Here is a 15,443-nt window from a genome sequence, read left to right as displayed (position 1 = left end):
GGGGGCGGCGGTGTCGTCGGCGGTGGCGGCGGTGGTGCGGCCGCCGCCGAGGGCGCGCAGCCGTGGGTCGGCGGGGCCGGTGGCGGCGGCTCCAGCATGGGCCCCGAGGGCGCGACCATCACCACCGGTGCGCACCGGGGCGACGGCATGGTCACCTTCACGTCCGACCCCACCTGGGGCCCGGACTGCCAGAGCGCCGAACCACCTCCGCCTCCGCCTCCGCCGCCTCCTTCCGGCGAGGCCCGGCTGGAGATCGTCAAGACGGTCGACGCCAAGTGGGTCCACCCCGGGGAGGTCGTCGGCTACACCGTGACCGTCCGGAACTCGGGCGACGCCACGGCCACCGCCGCGCAGATCACCGACCGGCTGGAGGACGTCCTCGACGACGCCGTCCTGAAGGTCCGGACGCTAAGGGCCTCCTCCGGGTCGGTCACCTACCGCAGGCCGGTCATCACCTGGCGCGGCGACATCGCGCCGGGCGGCACCGTGACGATCACCTACGAGGTCCGGGTCACCGGGCACGGAAACGGCCGGCTCGCCAACCGGGTCACCGGGCCGTCCAACTCCAACTGCCGACCGGGCTCGTGGGATCGGCGCTGCCGAACCCACGTCCACGTCAAGACCAGGTCCAGGCACTGCCCGCCCTCGGCTGGCTCACGCTGCCTGTGGCGGACGGGAGACCCCGCGCCGTTCCCGATGGTGGGGGGTAGCACCGGTGTCGGGGTGTCGGTGACGAAGCTGTCATGAGGTACACGCGCCGGCGCTGCAGGCGGGCTGCATGTTGCTGCACGCTCCGTACGAGCGGGACCGTCCGGTGTTCACCATGACCGGGTTCGATGAGTACGGGGTGTATCACGTGCTGCATCCGGACACGCGGGTGCCGATCTGTACCAGTGGCCGGGGCCGCGCGGACCTGCTCGGCAGCTTCCCTACGGATCTGCTGGGCCTGTTGCTCAGCGGTCGTGCGAGCGCTCTGCACGGTCGTGCGCGCCTGCGTACGCTCCCTACCTCCCGTCCTACGCCTAGGCCGGCCCGACAGGCGCACGTGGGAGTGCGTGTCGGGCCTGGCCGGTGTTCGGCGGGTGGCTACGCCTCGGTGGTGGAGTCGTGGAAGGGGCGCAGGCCCGCCTTGGGGTCGGCGCGGTGAAGGCGCAGCGGCCCAGGAAGTTGATGTGCTCGTAGGCGATGGGTGAGAGCCGGGCGCACATGGCGTCGGTGGCGGGGAAGCCGCCCTTGCGGATCTGTTTGACGGCGGCGTCCAGGTAGGGGGACGACCGGAATACGCCGGCAAGACACCGCGAGGGCTGGACGCTTGCCCCGGGAACGGTGTCTTAAGTGTTGAAACTAGGTTTCAGTGGAGGCATGGCCTCTTCACCGCCCCGATGACCGCGGGTCGCCTTCGGACGGCCCTGCGCCGTTTCGTACGCGCGCGGACCGCCCTGTCTCGCGCCCTCCCTGATGATCCGGTCCTGGCCGAGCTCGACGCCGCCCGTTGGCTCGCGTCCGAACTGGAGCTGGTCACTCGGGAGCTGGTGGTGTCCGCGCGCCGGGACGAGCGGCGCTACTCCTGGCGGCTGTGCATGTCCGAAGGCGCGTGCACGGGTGAGCTGGGTGGTTGTCGGGTGCGCAGGGGACTGTGGGCTGACGGGGTGTCCTGAAGTCGTGTGGACTACAGACGCCTCCGGCCGTCGAGCCGCAGGGGCGGCAGCGCGGCGCCGTCGCCGAGGCGCAGCAGCCGCGCCGAGGTCTCCAACGTTCTTCGGAGTCCGCCGCTTCATTAGGAACGAACCCTGCCTAAATGGATCCTACGTTGATGACCATGACGAACGACTATGAGGACGCGGCGGCGGCCGCCGTACAACAGAAGTCGAACGGCCGGGGCACCTGCGTGTCCGGGCCGACCACAGTGCCCCTCGGCCTGGCCGAGGTCGCGTGGGACCTCCCGTCCATCCGGACGCTCGCCGAACGCGACCACACCAACATCCTCTCCTTGAAGGTCTATGACCGGGGCAGCCACTTCCCCGCGCACGACGCCCCCGATCTGCTCGTCGGAGACATCTGGCAGTTCTTCGGCAAGGTTCGCTGATCCGCCACCGGTTGTCGGCAGCCCCCTTCAGACCCCATAAATTCACACGAAAAGGAACCCCCATGTACCTCGTCATCGGCGCCACGGCTCACTTCGGACGTCAGGCGGTTGAGGAGTTGGTCGCCGCGGGTGCCCCGGTGCGGGCGCTGACCCGGACTCCGGAGCGGGCCGGGCTCCCGCAGGAAGTCGACGTCGTCCGGGCCGATCTGACCAAGCCCGAGACGCTGCCGGCGGCGTTGGCCGGCGTCGAGGCCGCCTTCCTGGTTCTGCAGTACGGGATGGATGTCGCTCCGCTGCTGGCGGGTGCGGGCCGGGCCGGGGTGCGTCGGCTGGTGTTCCTGTCCTCGGGGGCGGTCGTCCCGGGCGCCGAGCGGCAGCCTGACGTGATCGCCCAGTACCACCGCGACGTCGAGCGGGCCGTCGAGGCGTCCGGAATCGAGTGGACGTTCCTGCGGCTGCTCTTCCCAGCGATCAACTCGTTGACGTTCGCGATGCAGCTCCAGGGCGGTGACGTCATTCGCGCGCCTTACACCGAAGCGGCCTTCAGTGCCGTGCACGAGCGGGACGTCGCCGAGGTGGCCGCGCGGATCCTGATCGGCGGCGGGCACGCGGGGCGGGCCTACGACTTGACCGGCCCCGAGTCGCTGACCCAGACACAGCAGGTCCGCATCCTCGGGGAGACGCTGGGGCGCCCGCTCACCGTCGAGGACCTCGACCCGGAGCCCGTCCTGGAGCAGATGAGCCAGTTCATGGACCCCGAGTTCCTGGCCGCGCTGTTCGCTCTCATGGCGCAGGCGGTCGGCAAGCCCGCGCCGGTCAACGACGTCATCGAACAGATCACCGGGCACCCCGCGCGGACCTACGCCCGGTGGGCCGCGGATCACCGGGCCGACTTCGGCGGCTGATCAACGATGCTGGGGCGGCATTGGCCGCCCCAGCGATGTGGACGGAGAGGGGGGCAAGGTGGCACAGATGCTGGGGCAACGGGAGTTGGGGAGAGCCCTGCTGGCCCGTCAGTGGCTGCTGGAACGGGCCGACGCGACCGCAGAGGAGGCGGTCACCTGGCTGGTCGGCATGCAAGCGCAGGCGCCGTATGCGCCCTACTTCGGGCTCTGGAGCAGGTTGCGGAGCTTCGGTACCGCCGACCTGGCCGACGCGCTGACCCAGCGCCGCCTGGTGCGGATCGCGCTGATGCGCAGCACCGTCCACCTGGTCACCGCGGCAGACTACCGCTCATTGCGGCCGTGGGCGCAGCCCGCGCTCGACCGCGAACTGGACACCGCGTTCGGAGCGGTCCTGACCGGTCTGGACCGTGTGGCCGTGGCCGCGTCGGGCCGGGCGCTGCTGGACGCACGGCACCTCACCCCCAAGGAGCTGAGGGCGGCGCTGCACGAGCGGTGGCCCGATCACCAGCCCCACGCGCTCGCCACCGTGGTGCGCAACCTTGTGCCGCTGGTTCAGGTGCCGCCACGCGCCGTCTGGGGCATCGGCGGCACCACCCGGTACGCGACGGCCGACGGCTGGACCGGAGCCGAACCGGCCCCCGCCGCCGACTGCGAACACATAGTGCTGCGCTACCTCGCCGCGTTCGGCCCGGCCTCGGTCGCCGATGTGCAGACATGGGCCGGCCGGACTCGGCTGCGTCCCGTCCTGGACAGACTACGACCGCAACTGGCGGTCTTCCGCGACGAGCGCGGGGTGGAGCTGTTCGACCTGCCGGACGCACCACGCCCCGGCGCCGACGCCCCCGCGCCGGTTCGCTTCTTGCCCGAGTACGACAACCTGCTGGCCTCCCACGCCGACCGCACCCGCGTGATCTCGCAGGAGGCCCGCAAACAAGTCATGACCCGCAACGGGATGCGCGCCACATTCCTGGTGGACGGACAGGTGACGGGCGCCTGGAAACTCCACCGGGGCAGAACGTCAGCGACTTTGGAGATCGACCCGTTCCGGCCGCTGACCGCCACCGAACGCGCCGAGGTCGAGACCGAAGGCGCCCGGATGCTGGAGTTCGCCGCGCCCGGCGCCGGCCACGACGACGCGATGACCGGCGAGAAAAGCGATCGGCAGTGAACAGGCCCCGCTCATGCCCGCCACCCGCAGACACCCGCTCAGGCCGCTGATCGCGCCTTGCCGAACGTGACCATATCCGCCCACCTACAGGAATCCGTGTAGAGGACCTCGATCATCCGTGCAGCCCACTCCGGAAATCGACATGTCCTGGGTCCGGCGGCCGATCAACCGTAGGGGCGGAATCGGTCGACTCCGCCCCCACCGCCGATCCAATGAGAGCCCCGCGCCCGACCTGCCGAAACCGGGCAGTCCGCCCCGCGGCCTTGGCCGTCGGCATGTCGGCGGGCTCTGACAGCATCACGGTCATGACCGACATTGATGACCTCGTGCAACGCGTCGCCAGCCGGGCCGCATCGGACAACGAGGACCTTCCCGCGCCTGTCGGCGATGCCCAGATTGCGGAGGCCGAGGGGCAACTGGGCTTCGCGCTGCATCCCCTACTTGCGCGCCTGTATCGCGAGGTCGCTGACGGCGGCTTCGGCCCTGACTACCGACTGCTGCCGCTGCTTGGTCCGGGCTCCAGCGTCGTCAGCGAATACCTGACGCGACGTAAGGCGTCCGTTGGCGTGGAGCACCCGGCGTGGCCCGAAGGCGCCGTACCGATCCTGACCTGGGGCTGTGCCATGTACGCAGGCGTTGATTGTCTCGGTGAGGACGGTCAGGTCCTGCTCTTCGAGCCGAACCCGTATAGCGGCGGATCGTGGGACCAGTGTTGGTTCGTCGACTCCGCCGGCCTCGCAGCGTGGCTGGAGACATGGCTCGCGGGGACGGGCTGGTTCGAGGAGGATGCCTTCGACAGGGACGACGACGACCTGGTCGAGCCTCAGCCATGGGACCAGGCCGCAAGCCGACTGTCCTCCGGCGCATAGTGAAACACCGACGCTTCGTCCCCTTGGCGCAGACTCCGTCATCCCGGTCATGCTCACGGCTCCCTTCGGGGAGTCGGCACCGGGAGGGCGACCGATGCACTGGCTGGGCGTCTGGTGACCTGCGCGAGCTCGTCTTCCGCTCCGGCCAGGCTGACGCGGACCCTTCAACCTCACCGAGCCAGCCTTCGCGTTCGGCTTCGGCGATGCGGGCGATGAGGTTGTCGCGGATCTCCTCGAGGCGGTCCCATTGGGCCGGGTCCGGCCTGAGGAGTGCACATCCGACACAAGCGTGTTCATGAACACGGGGGTGGAAAAGGCGCAGCCGCAGGTTCCGATGGATACCTTGCGTTTCTCGAAGTGCGCGAGGAAGGAGTCCCACTCCTCCTCGGTGGAAGTCCGGTATTCCTCGCTGGGCCGAGTGGTCCAGCGGCGGGCGATAAACGCCCTGTGCGCCTCGATTGTCTCGGCCGGGTAGACGGCCATGTAACCCATCGTTGTATCAATGTTCTAGCCCGCAGATCACCTGGGCGATGTGCGGTGGAAGGCCGTTCATGATGGCGTCGGTGACAAAGATCCTCCTGAAGTCGTGCGGGGAGATCGTGAGCGGTGCGCCAGCGGCATCGGCGAGCCCGGTGGCCGCGATCGCACCGATCAACAGCGTGCGCAGGCACGTGGGGTGAAGGCCCAGTGCTCGGTTCCGATTTGCCACTGAAACAGCAGCGGCATCGGTGGGTCCCAGACCTTCTCACGGACGTCGTAGAACGGCGCCAGCGGGATCGCTCCAGCCGGGCCGCGTAGCCGACGGACCGACAGGACGTCCGCCAGTTCCGGACTGACCAGCAGGAGACGCTCTGTGTCGGTCTTGGACGGAGCGATCTGGAGCAACGGAACGATCTCGCCGGTGGACGGGATTCGGTATTGGGTGATGCTGCGGTGGGTCAGCTCCAGGAGCTCCTCGTCGCGGATGCCCGTCAGACGCAGGACCTCGACGGCGGCGAATGCCCAGAACGCTCCCTCCTCCTAAAAAGGAGGGGTTCCGGCGTCGGCCGGTGGAAGTCTCCTCGGCGCAGGTGAGGTGTCCTGCGGCATTGGACGTGACGGCTCGGCGAAGCGATCCTTCAGTGCCGGGGCTCGCCGGGGTTCCTTCGGCCGGTAGGGGGCCCGGCGGGCACGGCGCTTGAAGGCGTGTCTCGGGTTGTGGTGGGCGTTGAGGTGCTCGTCCTCGGCGCACTTGGTCCTCCGCCGGGACCCGACGCCCCTGGTTCAACGGCTGACCGCAGGTTCCTCGCCCCGTGTCGGTTCTGCCGCCGCTGAGCACACACCCGGCACTCCGGCGGATCGACCTCGCCCTGACCCGAACTTCTACTCCCACGCCGCCGCCTCGCCCTCAACGCGTGCCCGGTTCTCGACCGGCTCCCCTCGTCCAACGTGCGCGTTGGCAGCGCGGCTCTCATGCACGTCCCCTCAGCCGCCCATGGTGCCCGTACGAGCCCTGCCCGCTACAGGCATGCGTTTCGTGAAATTCAAAACTAGTTGCGCATGCATGCCAACCAAATCAAGCCTGGCTGGCTGAGTGAATGAGAATCACCGTTATCAACCAGTGGCTCGTTGCGGGCTTGATCGAGGGGTGGCGCGGGGGTGTCCTGGCTCAGCGCACCTGATGGCGGCGCGGTGCGGCTGATGACCGGCTCAGTGCGAGTGAGGAGAGACGTGGCCTGGCGTGTGCCAGGATCAGCTTTCGTTGAGGCATCTGGTGGGGGTGAGTCGGTTGGCGTGGGGCATCGGCGGTGTTCCGCGGCCCGGTAGCAGGCCGACAGCCCGGCCTTTGCTGTATCTGGACATCGACGGAGTCCTGAACCCGGTCTCGCCTGATCCGGACCAGTTCACCCAGCACTCGATCGAGGGGCTTACCGTCAGCATCTCGTCCGAACATCGCGGCTGGCTGAAGGAACTGGCCGAGTGCTACGAACTGGTCTGGGCCACCACCTGGGAGCACCACGCCAACGAGCACATCGGGCCACTGCTCGGGCTGCCAGAGCTCCCCGTCGTGGAGTTCTCCACCTATCGGCGTCAACCGGGCGACCCCCGCTTCCGGATCATCCAGCTCCTTGAGATGCGCAAGTGGGCGCCCATCCTCCGCCACGCCGACGGACGCCCCTTCGCCTGGATCGATGACGTCATCCCGATGCGGATCAAGCGCCAGGCGTTGCCCTACCGAGGCATCAAGCTCATCCACGTCAACCCGCACGAGGGCGTCAGGCGCCGCCACGTCGACGAGCTTCTCGCCTGGTCCCCACGCCGCCGCCGGTCCGGATCTGTCGATCTGCCTCATGATCAGTGAGCCGGGAGCAGGAGCGTGAGCGTGGCGGAACCGGAGGCGCTGCGCACGATTCGAGGCTGAGCAGCGACCGAACGGCCAGTCACGTTAAGGGAGCGCGGTGGACGCCTCTTGTCGTGACTGGCCGTCCTGAGGCGAGTGGTCGTGAGATGGCTGGTAGAGCCGCAGCCAACCGACGAGGTGCTGGTCGGCGGGGGTTGTTCTCGTCGGACGCGGCGGTCTGGCTCTCCGTCCGGGCGGCTGTGGGGGGCTTGCGAACGACGCCGACGGAGAGCTTGACTCAACTGCCGCCGGTTCCCCGAGGTACCCCGCCCAGCTGCGACCGTGGGTGTCCTCCTGAGGGACGATTCAACGCTCGGGCGAGTTGAGATGCACGATCCCACGACTCCCTGAGCTCCAGGGTGTCGCGGGGACCGATAGAACCCATGCGTGCGGCCGGGTGCCGTCGCGTGCGGAGTCGGTGTGCAAGGTGGGCGCAGGTTGGCCTTCGGCTCGGTTCATAAGGCCCGCAGGTGCTGGTGCGGTCGGTCAGGAGGAGGCAGAGGCGTGATCGTGCGTGTGATCTGCCGTCCGGCCGGGTCTGGACCAGCGGCGGACGAGCGTGATCAGCGATGGTCCTCCGCGGAAGCACCACAGGGCGATGACAGGGTCGCAGATGGCGCAGGCCATGGAGGTATGGTGCGCGAACGGCAGGATCGGGTTGCCCTTGAGCCAGTGGGCCACGTCCCATGCGGTGTGCAGCAGCCAGCCGATGCCGATGAAGGTCCAGGACTCCAGTCCTCGGTAGCCGACGTAGGCCATCAGCGCGACGAACGGGAGCTCCCACGGGCCGAAGCCGCCCCCGCTCAGATAGGCGGCGCCCGCCCCCGCCACCATGATCGCGTTGAAGCGGCGCCGGTGCGGTTCCTTGATCAGGGACATCAGCAGGCAGTAGACGACGCCGACGATGATCGGCGATACGTAGATCATGACTGAATGACCTCTTTCGGCTGGGCCGGGTCCGGATCGGCAGGGGCGAGCCGCCGCAGTGCGAGCAGCCCGCCGGCTCCCGGGACGACGGCCAGGACCTTGGCGACGGTCGGTGCGTCCTCCAGCCGCCAGGTCGCGATCACGACGAACAGGTAGGCGCAGCCGTGGGTAGGGCCCATCAGGGATGAGACGGGCTTGAGGTGGACGGTGAACACGTTGGCCAGCATCACGATCAGCGAGATCAGCTCGGTGTGAGCCGCGATGCGCAGATGGCGCGGAGACCGCGGGCGCATGGTCACACCCCCGTGGTGGAGCCGGGACGGATGATCATCAGTACGGTGACCGTGGCCCACAGCAGGTTGAAGATGCCGGTGAGCATGGCGAGACGACCCGGTGTCAAGGAGGTCGCCGTCGGCGACGGCGCGGCGGAACTCGCCGTCTCGGCCAGAGCACGGGCCTGAGCGGGCAGGATCAGCAGGGCCAGGACGCCGACGGCCGCCGCGGTCAACAGGATCGAGACGACCAGCCACGGGCTGCGGAGGACGCCGAGACTGCTGGCCGTAGCGAAGCCGAAGAGGGGGACGGCGATGCCGATCCCGGCGTAGACGCGGCAGATGCGGTGCAGTGTCCGCAGGATCGTCCGGGCGGCGCCGTCGCCGGAGTCGCCGAGGGCGCGGCGCGACGTCGCTGGGAACATGCTCGCGGCGACGGCGACCGGGCCGACGGTGATGATGGCGGCCAGGACGTGCAGTGACAGGAGGAGCTTGGTCACGCCTGGCGCTCCGGGGCGTGCCGGCGCTCGCCGGTGACCGTCGAGGCTGGAAGGCGGCCGGCCTTGGAGGTGCCCCGGAGGGTGTCGCCGTCGATCGTCACGTCGAACGCCAGGTTCAGCCGCATGGGCTTGGTGATGGCCTGCTTCCAGGTGAGCCGGTCGCCATCGAGGGTGATGTCGCCGAGTGGTACCTCCTCTCCGGTTCCGTGGGCGGCACCGGTCAGGATGCCGTCCTGTTCACGGAGTTCGACCACGGGCCTGATCTTGCCTATGGGGGTGGAGATGGACAGGTTCCAGGTGCCTTCGACGGACATGCTGATGTTGTTCCTGACTGTGCGAGAGGGGATGGAGCGCGACCGCCCCGCGAAGGGCCGGGTGTTCAAAAGGTGGTGGGCGCCGGGGCCCGGGCGCTCCAGACGGTGCCGCGCCGCTCGTGAGCGAAGAGTTCCTCGACGGCGTGGGCGATGCGGGGACCCAACTCGCGCTCCAGCAGGTACAGCCCCAGGTCGATCCCGGAGGTGACGGCGCCGCCGCTGATCAGGTCGCCGTCGTCCACGATGCGGGCGCGGACCGCGTGGGCGCCGGTGGCGTCCAGCATGTCCAGGCCCAGGTGATGGGTGGTGGCGTGACGCCCCTCGAGCAGGCCCGCCATCGCCAGGACCAGCGAGCCGCCGCAGACGGTGGCGACCGTGATGCCCGGGTCGTCCATCGCCTGCTTGAGGAGCTCGGGGAGCTCGGTGGTCAGAGCGCGGCCCAGCAGAACCGGGATGAGCTGGTCCTGCTTCCATTCGCCGGCGCCCACCTCTTCCTCTGGAATTTCGCCGGGCTCGCCCACGCGGCCGGATGCGCCGGGGACCACGAGCAGGTCCGCCCGCTCCAGGTCGAGGGCGCCGGTGGCGCGCAGTGCCAATCCCCCGGTGCCGCTGATCACCTCACGAGGGCCCTCCGCGGAGACCAGCTCGACGGTCACCGCGCCGCCCGACGCCGAGCCGCCGGCGTGCAGCACCTCGTAGGGGGCGACGACGTCGAGCGGGTCGAAGCCATCGAACAGGACCACCTGAACGTGCACGGATGTTCCTTCGGGGTCGGTCTCCATCGGACGTTCCGAAGTCAACCGGCTGTCACTGAGCTCGCCCAGTGGCACTAGTGACAGCTTTCAACGGGATAACGCCAACCACTCCCCGAAGGCTCAGAACCGCGCTGACATGGAGCTGCCCGGATGTCGGCCCGGAGCCGTCGAGTCGGTGGGGAGATACGTTCTGGCCATGCACACCGTTGCCGTTCTCGCGCTCGACCAGGTGATCGCGTTCGACCTGTCCACCCCCATGGAGGTCTTCTCCCGGACGCGCCTGCCCGATGGGCGGCCCGGTTACCAGGTCCGGGTGTGCGCCGAGCGCGACGAGGTCGACGCCGGCGCCTTCGCCCTGCGTGCACCCTGGGGCCTGGACGGCCTCCGGGACGCCGACACGATCATCGTGCCGGGCGTCACCGATCCGATGGCCCCGCTCCCCACCACCGTGGGCGAAGCGCTGCGGTCGGCCGCCGCCGAGGGCACCCGGATCGCCTCCATCTGCGTGGGCGCCTTCCCCCTGGCCGCCACCGGGCTCCTCGACGGGCTGCGCGTCACGACCCACTGGCGGGCGGCCGGGCTCCTGGCCGCCCTTCACCCGGACCTCGACGTCGACCCGGACGTCCTCTACGTCGACAACGGCCAGTTCCTCACCTCGGCCGGCGCGGCCGCGGGCCTGGACCTCTGCCTGAACATGATCCGCCGGGACTACGGATCGGCGGTCGCCGCCGACGCCGCCCGCCTGTCGGTGATGCCCCTCGAACGCGAGGGCGGCCAGGCGCAGTTCATCGTCCATGACCACATCCCGGTGCCGCAGGGGTCCGAACTGGAGGCGTTGCTCGCCTGGCTGCGGGAGAACCTGGCCCGGGACCTCACCCTGGCCGACATCGCCGCGCAGTCCGGGACCAGCGTCCGGACCCTGATCCGGCGCTTCCGCGACCAGACCGGCACCACCCCGCTCCAGTGGCTCCACCGAGCCCGCATCCGCCAGGCACAACACCTCCTCGAAACCACGGAGCACTCCGTCGAACGCATCGGCAGCCAGGTCGGCTTCGGCTCGCCCACCGCGTTCCGCGACCGCTTCAAACGCACCACCGGCGTCAGCCCGCAGACCTACCGACGCACCTTCAGCTGAACCATGCCTGAGCGGCGCCTTCGTCCACACCGACAAGGGCCCTCGGTCCAGGTGCCGGGCAACTCGGTGAGCTCGTCGTGGCGCTGGGCCGGCGATCCGATGAGCGCGTCCACCTGATCGGCGTCGAGGTTGGTGAACCGCTTGCCTGTGGCGCTCATCCGGCAGCGGTTCGGGCCCGGTTGATCGCGGGGAAACAGTGCCCGGTGTGCGGGGTGCTGGTATGAACGTAGCTGTTCTTTTGGCGTCTCGTGGGTGGGGTTGTGATGCGGGAGATCGCCGGACGCTACCGGCTCGTCGAGAAGCTCGGCCAGGGCGGCATGGGCGTGGTCTGGAAGGCCCGGGACGAGCGCCTGCACCGGCACGTCGCGGTCAAGCGGCTGATCATTCCGGCGGGGGCCCCGGCCCTCGACGTGGCGGCCATGCGGAGCCGGTTCCTGCGGGAGGCCCGCGCGACGGCCGGCCTGGAGCATCCGGCGATCATCGGTGTCCACGACGTCGTGGAGGAGCCCGGCGGCGACATCTGGATGATCATGGAATTCATCCGGGGACGGTCGCTGCAGGACGCGGCGGCAGGTCAGGGGCTGCCGGTCGCGCAGGTCGCCCGGATCGGGGTGGCGCTGCTCGGCGCGCTCGCCACCGCGCACCGGGCGGGCATCATGCACCGGGACGTCAAGCCAGCGAACGTGCTGATCGCAGAGAACGGCCGTACCGTCCTCACCGACTTCGGGATCGCCGCGGTCGCCGACGCCACCAGCACGCTGACGGCCTCGGGGGTGGTCATCGGATCCGCCGGGTACGTCGCGCCGGAACGCTACGACCGGGGCATCAACAGACCCGAGTCCGACCTGTGGTCGCTGGGCGCCACCCTGTACTACGCGGCGGAAGGTAAGCGGGCGTACCCGGCGGACAGCATGCAGCACCTGATCGGCCGGCTGTTCAGCGGGCACATCCCCGAGTTCGAGAGGTCGGGTCCGCTGGCGCCGGTGATCGAGGGGCTCCTCCAGCGCGACATCAGCGACCGCTGCGACGCCGCCACCGCCGAAAAGAACCTCAAAGCGATCGCCGACGGGCACACGACGCTGCCGAAGGTCCCCGCCCGGGACCAGAACCCGACCACGGTCCCCGACACCGGGACCGGCACTGTCCCCAACACCGCAAGCGCCGCCGGAAAGAACGCCGGAGTGATGAAGGTCGCGTCCACACGGGCCGGCAAGGTCGTGGGGCCCGTGGCGGGGATCGGTCTCTGGCTCCTGGTCCTGAACCCCGGCGGCGTCCGCGACCGCGCCTTCGAAATCTTCGACCACTCCGCGTTCGCCACCACCCCGCCCAACGTCTGCGTCGACGTGAACGAGAAGGCCAGAGACCTCGCAGGCACCTCGTCTGCCTTCACCCGCGAGGACCTCAAGCAGAACATGTTCTCCAAGAAGGTCGGCTGGAAGGACGGCTACAGCTGCGTCTGGAGCAACGGCGACAGCGGGCCCTCGTTTCTCTCCCCGGTCGTGATCACCGTCGACCGGTACGACTCGTCTCGCGCGGCGCAGAAGTCGATGGGCGCCCTACCGAAGATTGCAGACGGACAAAAGGACATCAGGGTCGACAACATTCGGGTGACCGTTCGATGCCAGGGCGGCGGCGGACGGATCTCCGACCCACGAGGCTGCGCCGAGGAACTCGCCGCCGCCGCCAAGTCCGGTATCCAGGCCCAGCGGCCCTGAGAAAGGCGTGCCGGTAAGAACCGTGTCAGGAGCCCGCAACAAGCCCGAGGCGGCGGATCAGTGCGGCCAGAGCTGGTGAGCCCGGCGGGGCCGCGTGGCTGGTTGCCGGGCGTCCTCTGCTGTTGAGCAGCCGTGATGCGAGTGGCGTACCCCCGGTACGCCTTGCGTTCGGCCGGCCCGGACGGAGGCGCCGGAGTCGATCAGCGGCCGGTCGCGCCGCAGGCCGGGGACGTCGCCGCGGCGAGCATGCCGAGGCCCGGCGCCGCCGCTGCCTGGCGAGGTGAGTCATCGGCGGAGGAGCGGAGCGTCCGGTACCCGCGTGCCACGGTCGACGTCCTCGAACAGCGCGGCAGCGCGTTCGGCGGTGGCGAGGGCCCAGCGGCCGGTGCTGAGCAGTCCCAGGCCCACCACGCCCGCGCCCAGCCCGGCCACCATCCACCACACGCCGTGCGCCGCGTCGGTGAACTCGCGGCCGGTCGTCGAGCCCACGATCGTTCCGGAGATCGCGACGCCCAGGGTGGTACCGGCCTGCCGTCCGGAGGAGGCCAGCGAGGCGGCAACCCCGGCCATCGAGGCGGGCATTCCGGAGACCGCGGTGTTGGTGATGGGCGGGTTGACGGTGCCCAGGAAGACACCGAACAGCAGGTAGGCCCCGAGCACGACCGGGATCGGGCTGGACGGTACGAGCAGGAGCGACGCGCCGCCGCCCAGCGCCAGCGCGGTCCCGGCGACCACCAGCGGCAGGCGAGGTCCGCGGGTGGCGATCAGCCGCCCGACGCGCGGGGACAGGACCACGACCAGAAGCCCGACCGGGAGCATGCACAGGCCCGCCGCCAGTGCCGGCATGCCCCGGACGTCCTGGAGGTACTGGGTGGTCACGAACAGGAACGCGCCGAACCCGCACAGGGCCCACAGCGCCATCAGGATCGCCGCGCTGAACGGCACACTGCGGAACAGTCGCAGCTCCAGCAGCGGGTCTTCGCGCCGCGACTCGTACCCGATGATGGCGGCCAGGCCGGCCGCGGCCACGGCGAGCAGGCCGAGGATGAGCGGCGACGTCCAGCCCGCCTCACGTGCCTCGATGATCGCGTACACCACGCTGCCCAGCGTCGCGACGACCAGGACCTGCCCGATCGGGTCGAAGCGGCGTGCCCTGGCGGCTCGCGACTCGGGCACGTACAGCGCCACCCCGACCACCGCGGCGGCCACGACCGGAACGTTCACCCAGAAGACCGAGCGCCAGCCGAAGCCGTCCACCAGGGCGCCCCCCAGGATCGGTCCCAGCGCCAGCGCCAGTCCCGACATCGAGCCGAAGACGCCGATGGCCCTGGCCCGCTCGGCTCTGTCGGGGAACGCCGCGACGACGATCGCCATCGCCACCGGATTGAGCATGGTGCCGCCCACGGCCTGCAGCACACGCGCCGCGATCAACCACTCGATGCCGGGCGCCAGGCCGCACAGCAGCGACCCGATCCCGAACGTGGCCAGCCCGGCCTGGAAGACGCGCCGGCGCCCGATCCGGTCGGCCGTCGACCCGGCCATCACCAGGAAGCCCGACAGCACCAGGGTGTAGGCGTCGACCGTCCACTGCAGGCGCGACACCGAGGCGTGCAGGTCGTGACGTATCGCCGGCAGCGCCACGTTGACGATGGAGATGTCCATCACCACCACGACGACGCTGGCGCAGCAGATCGCGAGCACCAGAAGCCGGCCACGCCGGCTGAGCTCTGAAGAGATCATGTCCGTGACGTTAGAATTTAGAGCGTGCTCGAAGTCAACACCGCCATCCCCGCCGCGGGCCTGAGCATCGCCGAGGCCGCCGCGCGCACCGGGGTCAGCGTCCACACCCTCCGCTACTACGAGCGCGCCGGCCTGGTCGTCACCGCCATCGACCGCACCGCCACCGGCCGCCGCCGCTACCATCGGCTCGACCTTGAGTGGATCACGGTGTGCACCCGGCTGCGCGCCACCGGCATGCCCATCAGCGGCATCCGCCGCTACGCCGAGCTCGTCGCCGCGGGTCCGGGCAACGAGAAGGAACGGCTGGCCCTCCTGGAGGCCCACCGGGCCGACGTCCGCGCCAGGCTCGCCGAGATCCAGACCAGCCTCGAACTCATCGACCACAAGATCGGCGTCTACCGAGGCCGCCTGGAGGCCGGCGACGCCGACCGCCTCTGGGCCCCCGTGCCCGAGCGGACCTGGCAAGCCGAGTAGTTCCCCCTTCCCCGGCACCCTTGCTGCACCGAACGGGTGCGTGCGGCGTCGCCCCTGCTCAGACGAGTCGTTGACGATGGCACCATCTCCCAAGTAGGCCGGTGTGTCGTTGTACCGGCCGTCGAGCTCGGGGAGGTCGCCCTCGATATAACTCGCAGGCACACCGGAGATGGTCTTGGCCTGAGCCGCGAGCGCCCGACGGC

General features: G+C 69.8%; 17 protein-coding genes. 9 read left to right on the top strand and 8 right to left on the bottom strand.

Going from position 1 to position 15,443, the window contains the following annotated elements; genetic code table 11:
• The coding region (locus tag DZF91_RS19950; RefSeq protein WP_147341228.1) for a DUF7927 domain-containing protein at positions 1-747 on the top strand (747 nt) is incomplete at its 5' end.
• A gap of 275 nt (positions 748-1,022) precedes the next feature.
• Here the strand turns inward: DZF91_RS19950 and DZF91_RS43185 are convergent.
• Positions 1,023-1,262, bottom strand: coding sequence for a Tn3 family transposase (locus tag DZF91_RS43185; protein ID WP_117358967.1), 240 nt, complete (start codon positions 1,260-1,262; stop codon positions 1,023-1,025).
• A 557-nt stretch (positions 1,263-1,819) separates the two neighbouring features.
• On the opposite strand from DZF91_RS43185, the gene DZF91_RS19935 reads away from it, so the two are divergent.
• From DZF91_RS19935 to DZF91_RS19920, 4 genes are all read left to right on the top strand, one after another.
• Positions 1,820-2,086, top strand: a complete 267-nt coding sequence (locus DZF91_RS19935) for a hypothetical protein (protein ID WP_199486744.1) — start codon at positions 1,820-1,822, stop codon at positions 2,084-2,086.
• 62 nt (positions 2,087-2,148) lie between these two features.
• Positions 2,149-2,991 (top strand): NAD(P)H-binding protein, encoded by an 843-nt coding sequence (locus tag DZF91_RS19930; protein WP_117358965.1) that lies wholly within the window; start codon positions 2,149-2,151, stop codon positions 2,989-2,991.
• Positions 2,992-3,058: 67 nt separating this feature from the next.
• Positions 3,059-4,159, top strand: a complete 1,101-nt coding sequence (locus DZF91_RS19925) for a winged helix DNA-binding domain-containing protein (protein ID WP_199486746.1) — start codon at positions 3,059-3,061, stop codon at positions 4,157-4,159.
• A 305-nt stretch (positions 4,160-4,464) separates the two neighbouring features.
• Entirely contained in the window at positions 4,465-5,028 is a 564-nt protein-coding gene (locus DZF91_RS19920; RefSeq protein ID WP_199486743.1) for an SMI1/KNR4 family protein, read from the top strand.
• Positions 5,029-5,527: 499 nt separating this feature from the next.
• On the opposite strand, the gene DZF91_RS39910 is transcribed toward DZF91_RS19920, so the two are convergent.
• Positions 5,528-5,683 (bottom strand): hypothetical protein, encoded by a 156-nt coding sequence (locus DZF91_RS39910; protein WP_158587986.1) that lies wholly within the window; start codon positions 5,681-5,683, stop codon positions 5,528-5,530.
• Positions 5,684-6,853: 1,170 nt separating this feature from the next.
• On the opposite strand from DZF91_RS39910, the gene DZF91_RS19910 reads away from it, so the two are divergent.
• On the top strand, positions 6,854-7,369 hold the full coding sequence (locus DZF91_RS19910; RefSeq protein WP_235834426.1) for an HAD domain-containing protein: 516 nt from the start codon (positions 6,854-6,856) through the stop codon (positions 7,367-7,369).
• Positions 7,370-7,894: 525 nt separating this feature from the next.
• On the opposite strand, the gene DZF91_RS19905 is transcribed toward DZF91_RS19910, so the two are convergent.
• The 5 genes from DZF91_RS19905 to DZF91_RS19885 all read right to left on the bottom strand — a co-directional run bounded on the left by DZF91_RS19905 (position 7,895) and on the right by DZF91_RS19885 (position 10,203).
• Positions 7,895-8,335 (bottom strand): DUF6010 family protein, encoded by a 441-nt coding sequence (locus tag DZF91_RS19905; RefSeq protein ID WP_117358963.1) that lies wholly within the window; start codon positions 8,333-8,335, stop codon positions 7,895-7,897.
• Complete coding sequence (locus DZF91_RS19900; RefSeq protein ID WP_117358962.1) at positions 8,332-8,628, bottom strand: DUF3817 domain-containing protein; 297 nt, start codon at positions 8,626-8,628, stop codon at positions 8,332-8,334. Before DZF91_RS19900 ends, DZF91_RS19905 begins: the two co-directional genes overlap by 4 nt.
• 2 nt (positions 8,629-8,630) lie before the next feature.
• The gene (locus DZF91_RS19895) at positions 8,631-9,107 is read right to left on the bottom strand and encodes a DUF2269 family protein (RefSeq protein WP_117358961.1); all 477 of its coding nucleotides are present in this window, start codon (positions 9,105-9,107) and stop codon (positions 8,631-8,633) included.
• Positions 9,104-9,421, bottom strand: coding sequence for a hypothetical protein (locus tag DZF91_RS19890; RefSeq protein WP_117358960.1), 318 nt, complete (start codon positions 9,419-9,421; stop codon positions 9,104-9,106). Before DZF91_RS19890 ends, DZF91_RS19895 begins: the two co-directional genes overlap by 4 nt.
• Positions 9,422-9,486: 65 nt before the next feature.
• Positions 9,487-10,203 (bottom strand): DJ-1/PfpI family protein, encoded by a 717-nt coding sequence (locus DZF91_RS19885; RefSeq protein WP_235834425.1) that lies wholly within the window; start codon positions 10,201-10,203, stop codon positions 9,487-9,489.
• Positions 10,204-10,372: 169 nt separating this feature from the next.
• Here DZF91_RS19885 and DZF91_RS19880 point away from each other — a divergent pair, with 169 nt between their 5' ends.
• A complete protein-coding gene (locus tag DZF91_RS19880; RefSeq protein WP_117358959.1) occupies positions 10,373-11,311 on the top strand; it encodes a GlxA family transcriptional regulator in 939 nt (312 codons plus the stop codon).
• A 263-nt stretch (positions 11,312-11,574) separates the two neighbouring features.
• Positions 11,575-13,026, top strand: coding sequence for a serine/threonine-protein kinase (locus DZF91_RS19875; protein ID WP_117358958.1), 1,452 nt, complete (start codon positions 11,575-11,577; stop codon positions 13,024-13,026).
• 285 nt (positions 13,027-13,311) lie between these two features.
• On the opposite strand, the gene DZF91_RS19870 is transcribed toward DZF91_RS19875, so the two are convergent.
• On the bottom strand, positions 13,312-14,766 hold the full coding sequence (locus DZF91_RS19870; protein WP_117358957.1) for an MFS transporter: 1,455 nt from the start codon (positions 14,764-14,766) through the stop codon (positions 13,312-13,314).
• Positions 14,767-14,790: 24 nt separating this feature from the next.
• Here DZF91_RS19870 and DZF91_RS19865 point away from each other — a divergent pair, with 24 nt between their 5' ends.
• Positions 14,791-15,240: a MerR family transcriptional regulator gene (locus tag DZF91_RS19865; protein ID WP_117358956.1), complete on the top strand. Its 450-nt coding sequence runs from the start codon at positions 14,791-14,793 to the stop codon at positions 15,238-15,240.
• The last annotated feature ends 203 nt before the right edge of the window (positions 15,241-15,443 follow it).

The organism is Actinomadura logoneensis, from assembly GCF_003428695.1.
Taxonomy (GTDB): domain Bacteria; phylum Actinomycetota; class Actinomycetes; order Streptosporangiales; family Streptosporangiaceae; genus Spirillospora; species Spirillospora logoneensis.
Note: the sequence above shows the minus strand (reverse complement) of the source record. Positions and strands in the feature narration are given on the sequence as shown.

Bases quoted from the DNA above. Each gene is read 5' to 3' on its own strand.
- DZF91_RS19930 (WP_117358965.1), top strand. From the start codon at position 2,149: ATGTACCTCGTCATCGGCGCCACGGCTCACTTCGGACGTCAGGCGGTT.
- DZF91_RS19920 (WP_199486743.1), top strand. From the start codon at position 4,465: ATGACCGACATTGATGACCTCGTGCAACGCGTCGCCAGCCGGGCCGCA.
- DZF91_RS19870 (WP_117358957.1), bottom strand. From the start codon at position 14,766: ATGATCTCTTCAGAGCTCAGCCGGCGTGGCCGGCTTCTGGTGCTCGCG.
- DZF91_RS19885 (WP_235834425.1), bottom strand. From the start codon at position 10,203: ATGGAGACCGACCCCGAAGGAACATCCGTGCACGTTCAGGTGGTCCTG.
- DZF91_RS19925 (WP_199486746.1), top strand. From the start codon at position 3,059: ATGCTGGGGCAACGGGAGTTGGGGAGAGCCCTGCTGGCCCGTCAGTGG.
- DZF91_RS19905 (WP_117358963.1), bottom strand. From the start codon at position 8,335: ATGATCTACGTATCGCCGATCATCGTCGGCGTCGTCTACTGCCTGCTG.
- DZF91_RS19880 (WP_117358959.1), top strand. From the start codon at position 10,373: ATGCACACCGTTGCCGTTCTCGCGCTCGACCAGGTGATCGCGTTCGAC.
- DZF91_RS19900 (WP_117358962.1), bottom strand. From the start codon at position 8,628: ATGCGCCCGCGGTCTCCGCGCCATCTGCGCATCGCGGCTCACACCGAG.
- DZF91_RS19935 (WP_199486744.1), top strand. From the start codon at position 1,820: ATGACGAACGACTATGAGGACGCGGCGGCGGCCGCCGTACAACAGAAG.
- DZF91_RS19875 (WP_117358958.1), top strand. From the start codon at position 11,575: ATGCGGGAGATCGCCGGACGCTACCGGCTCGTCGAGAAGCTCGGCCAG.
- DZF91_RS19890 (WP_117358960.1), bottom strand. From the start codon at position 9,421: ATGTCCGTCGAAGGCACCTGGAACCTGTCCATCTCCACCCCCATAGGC.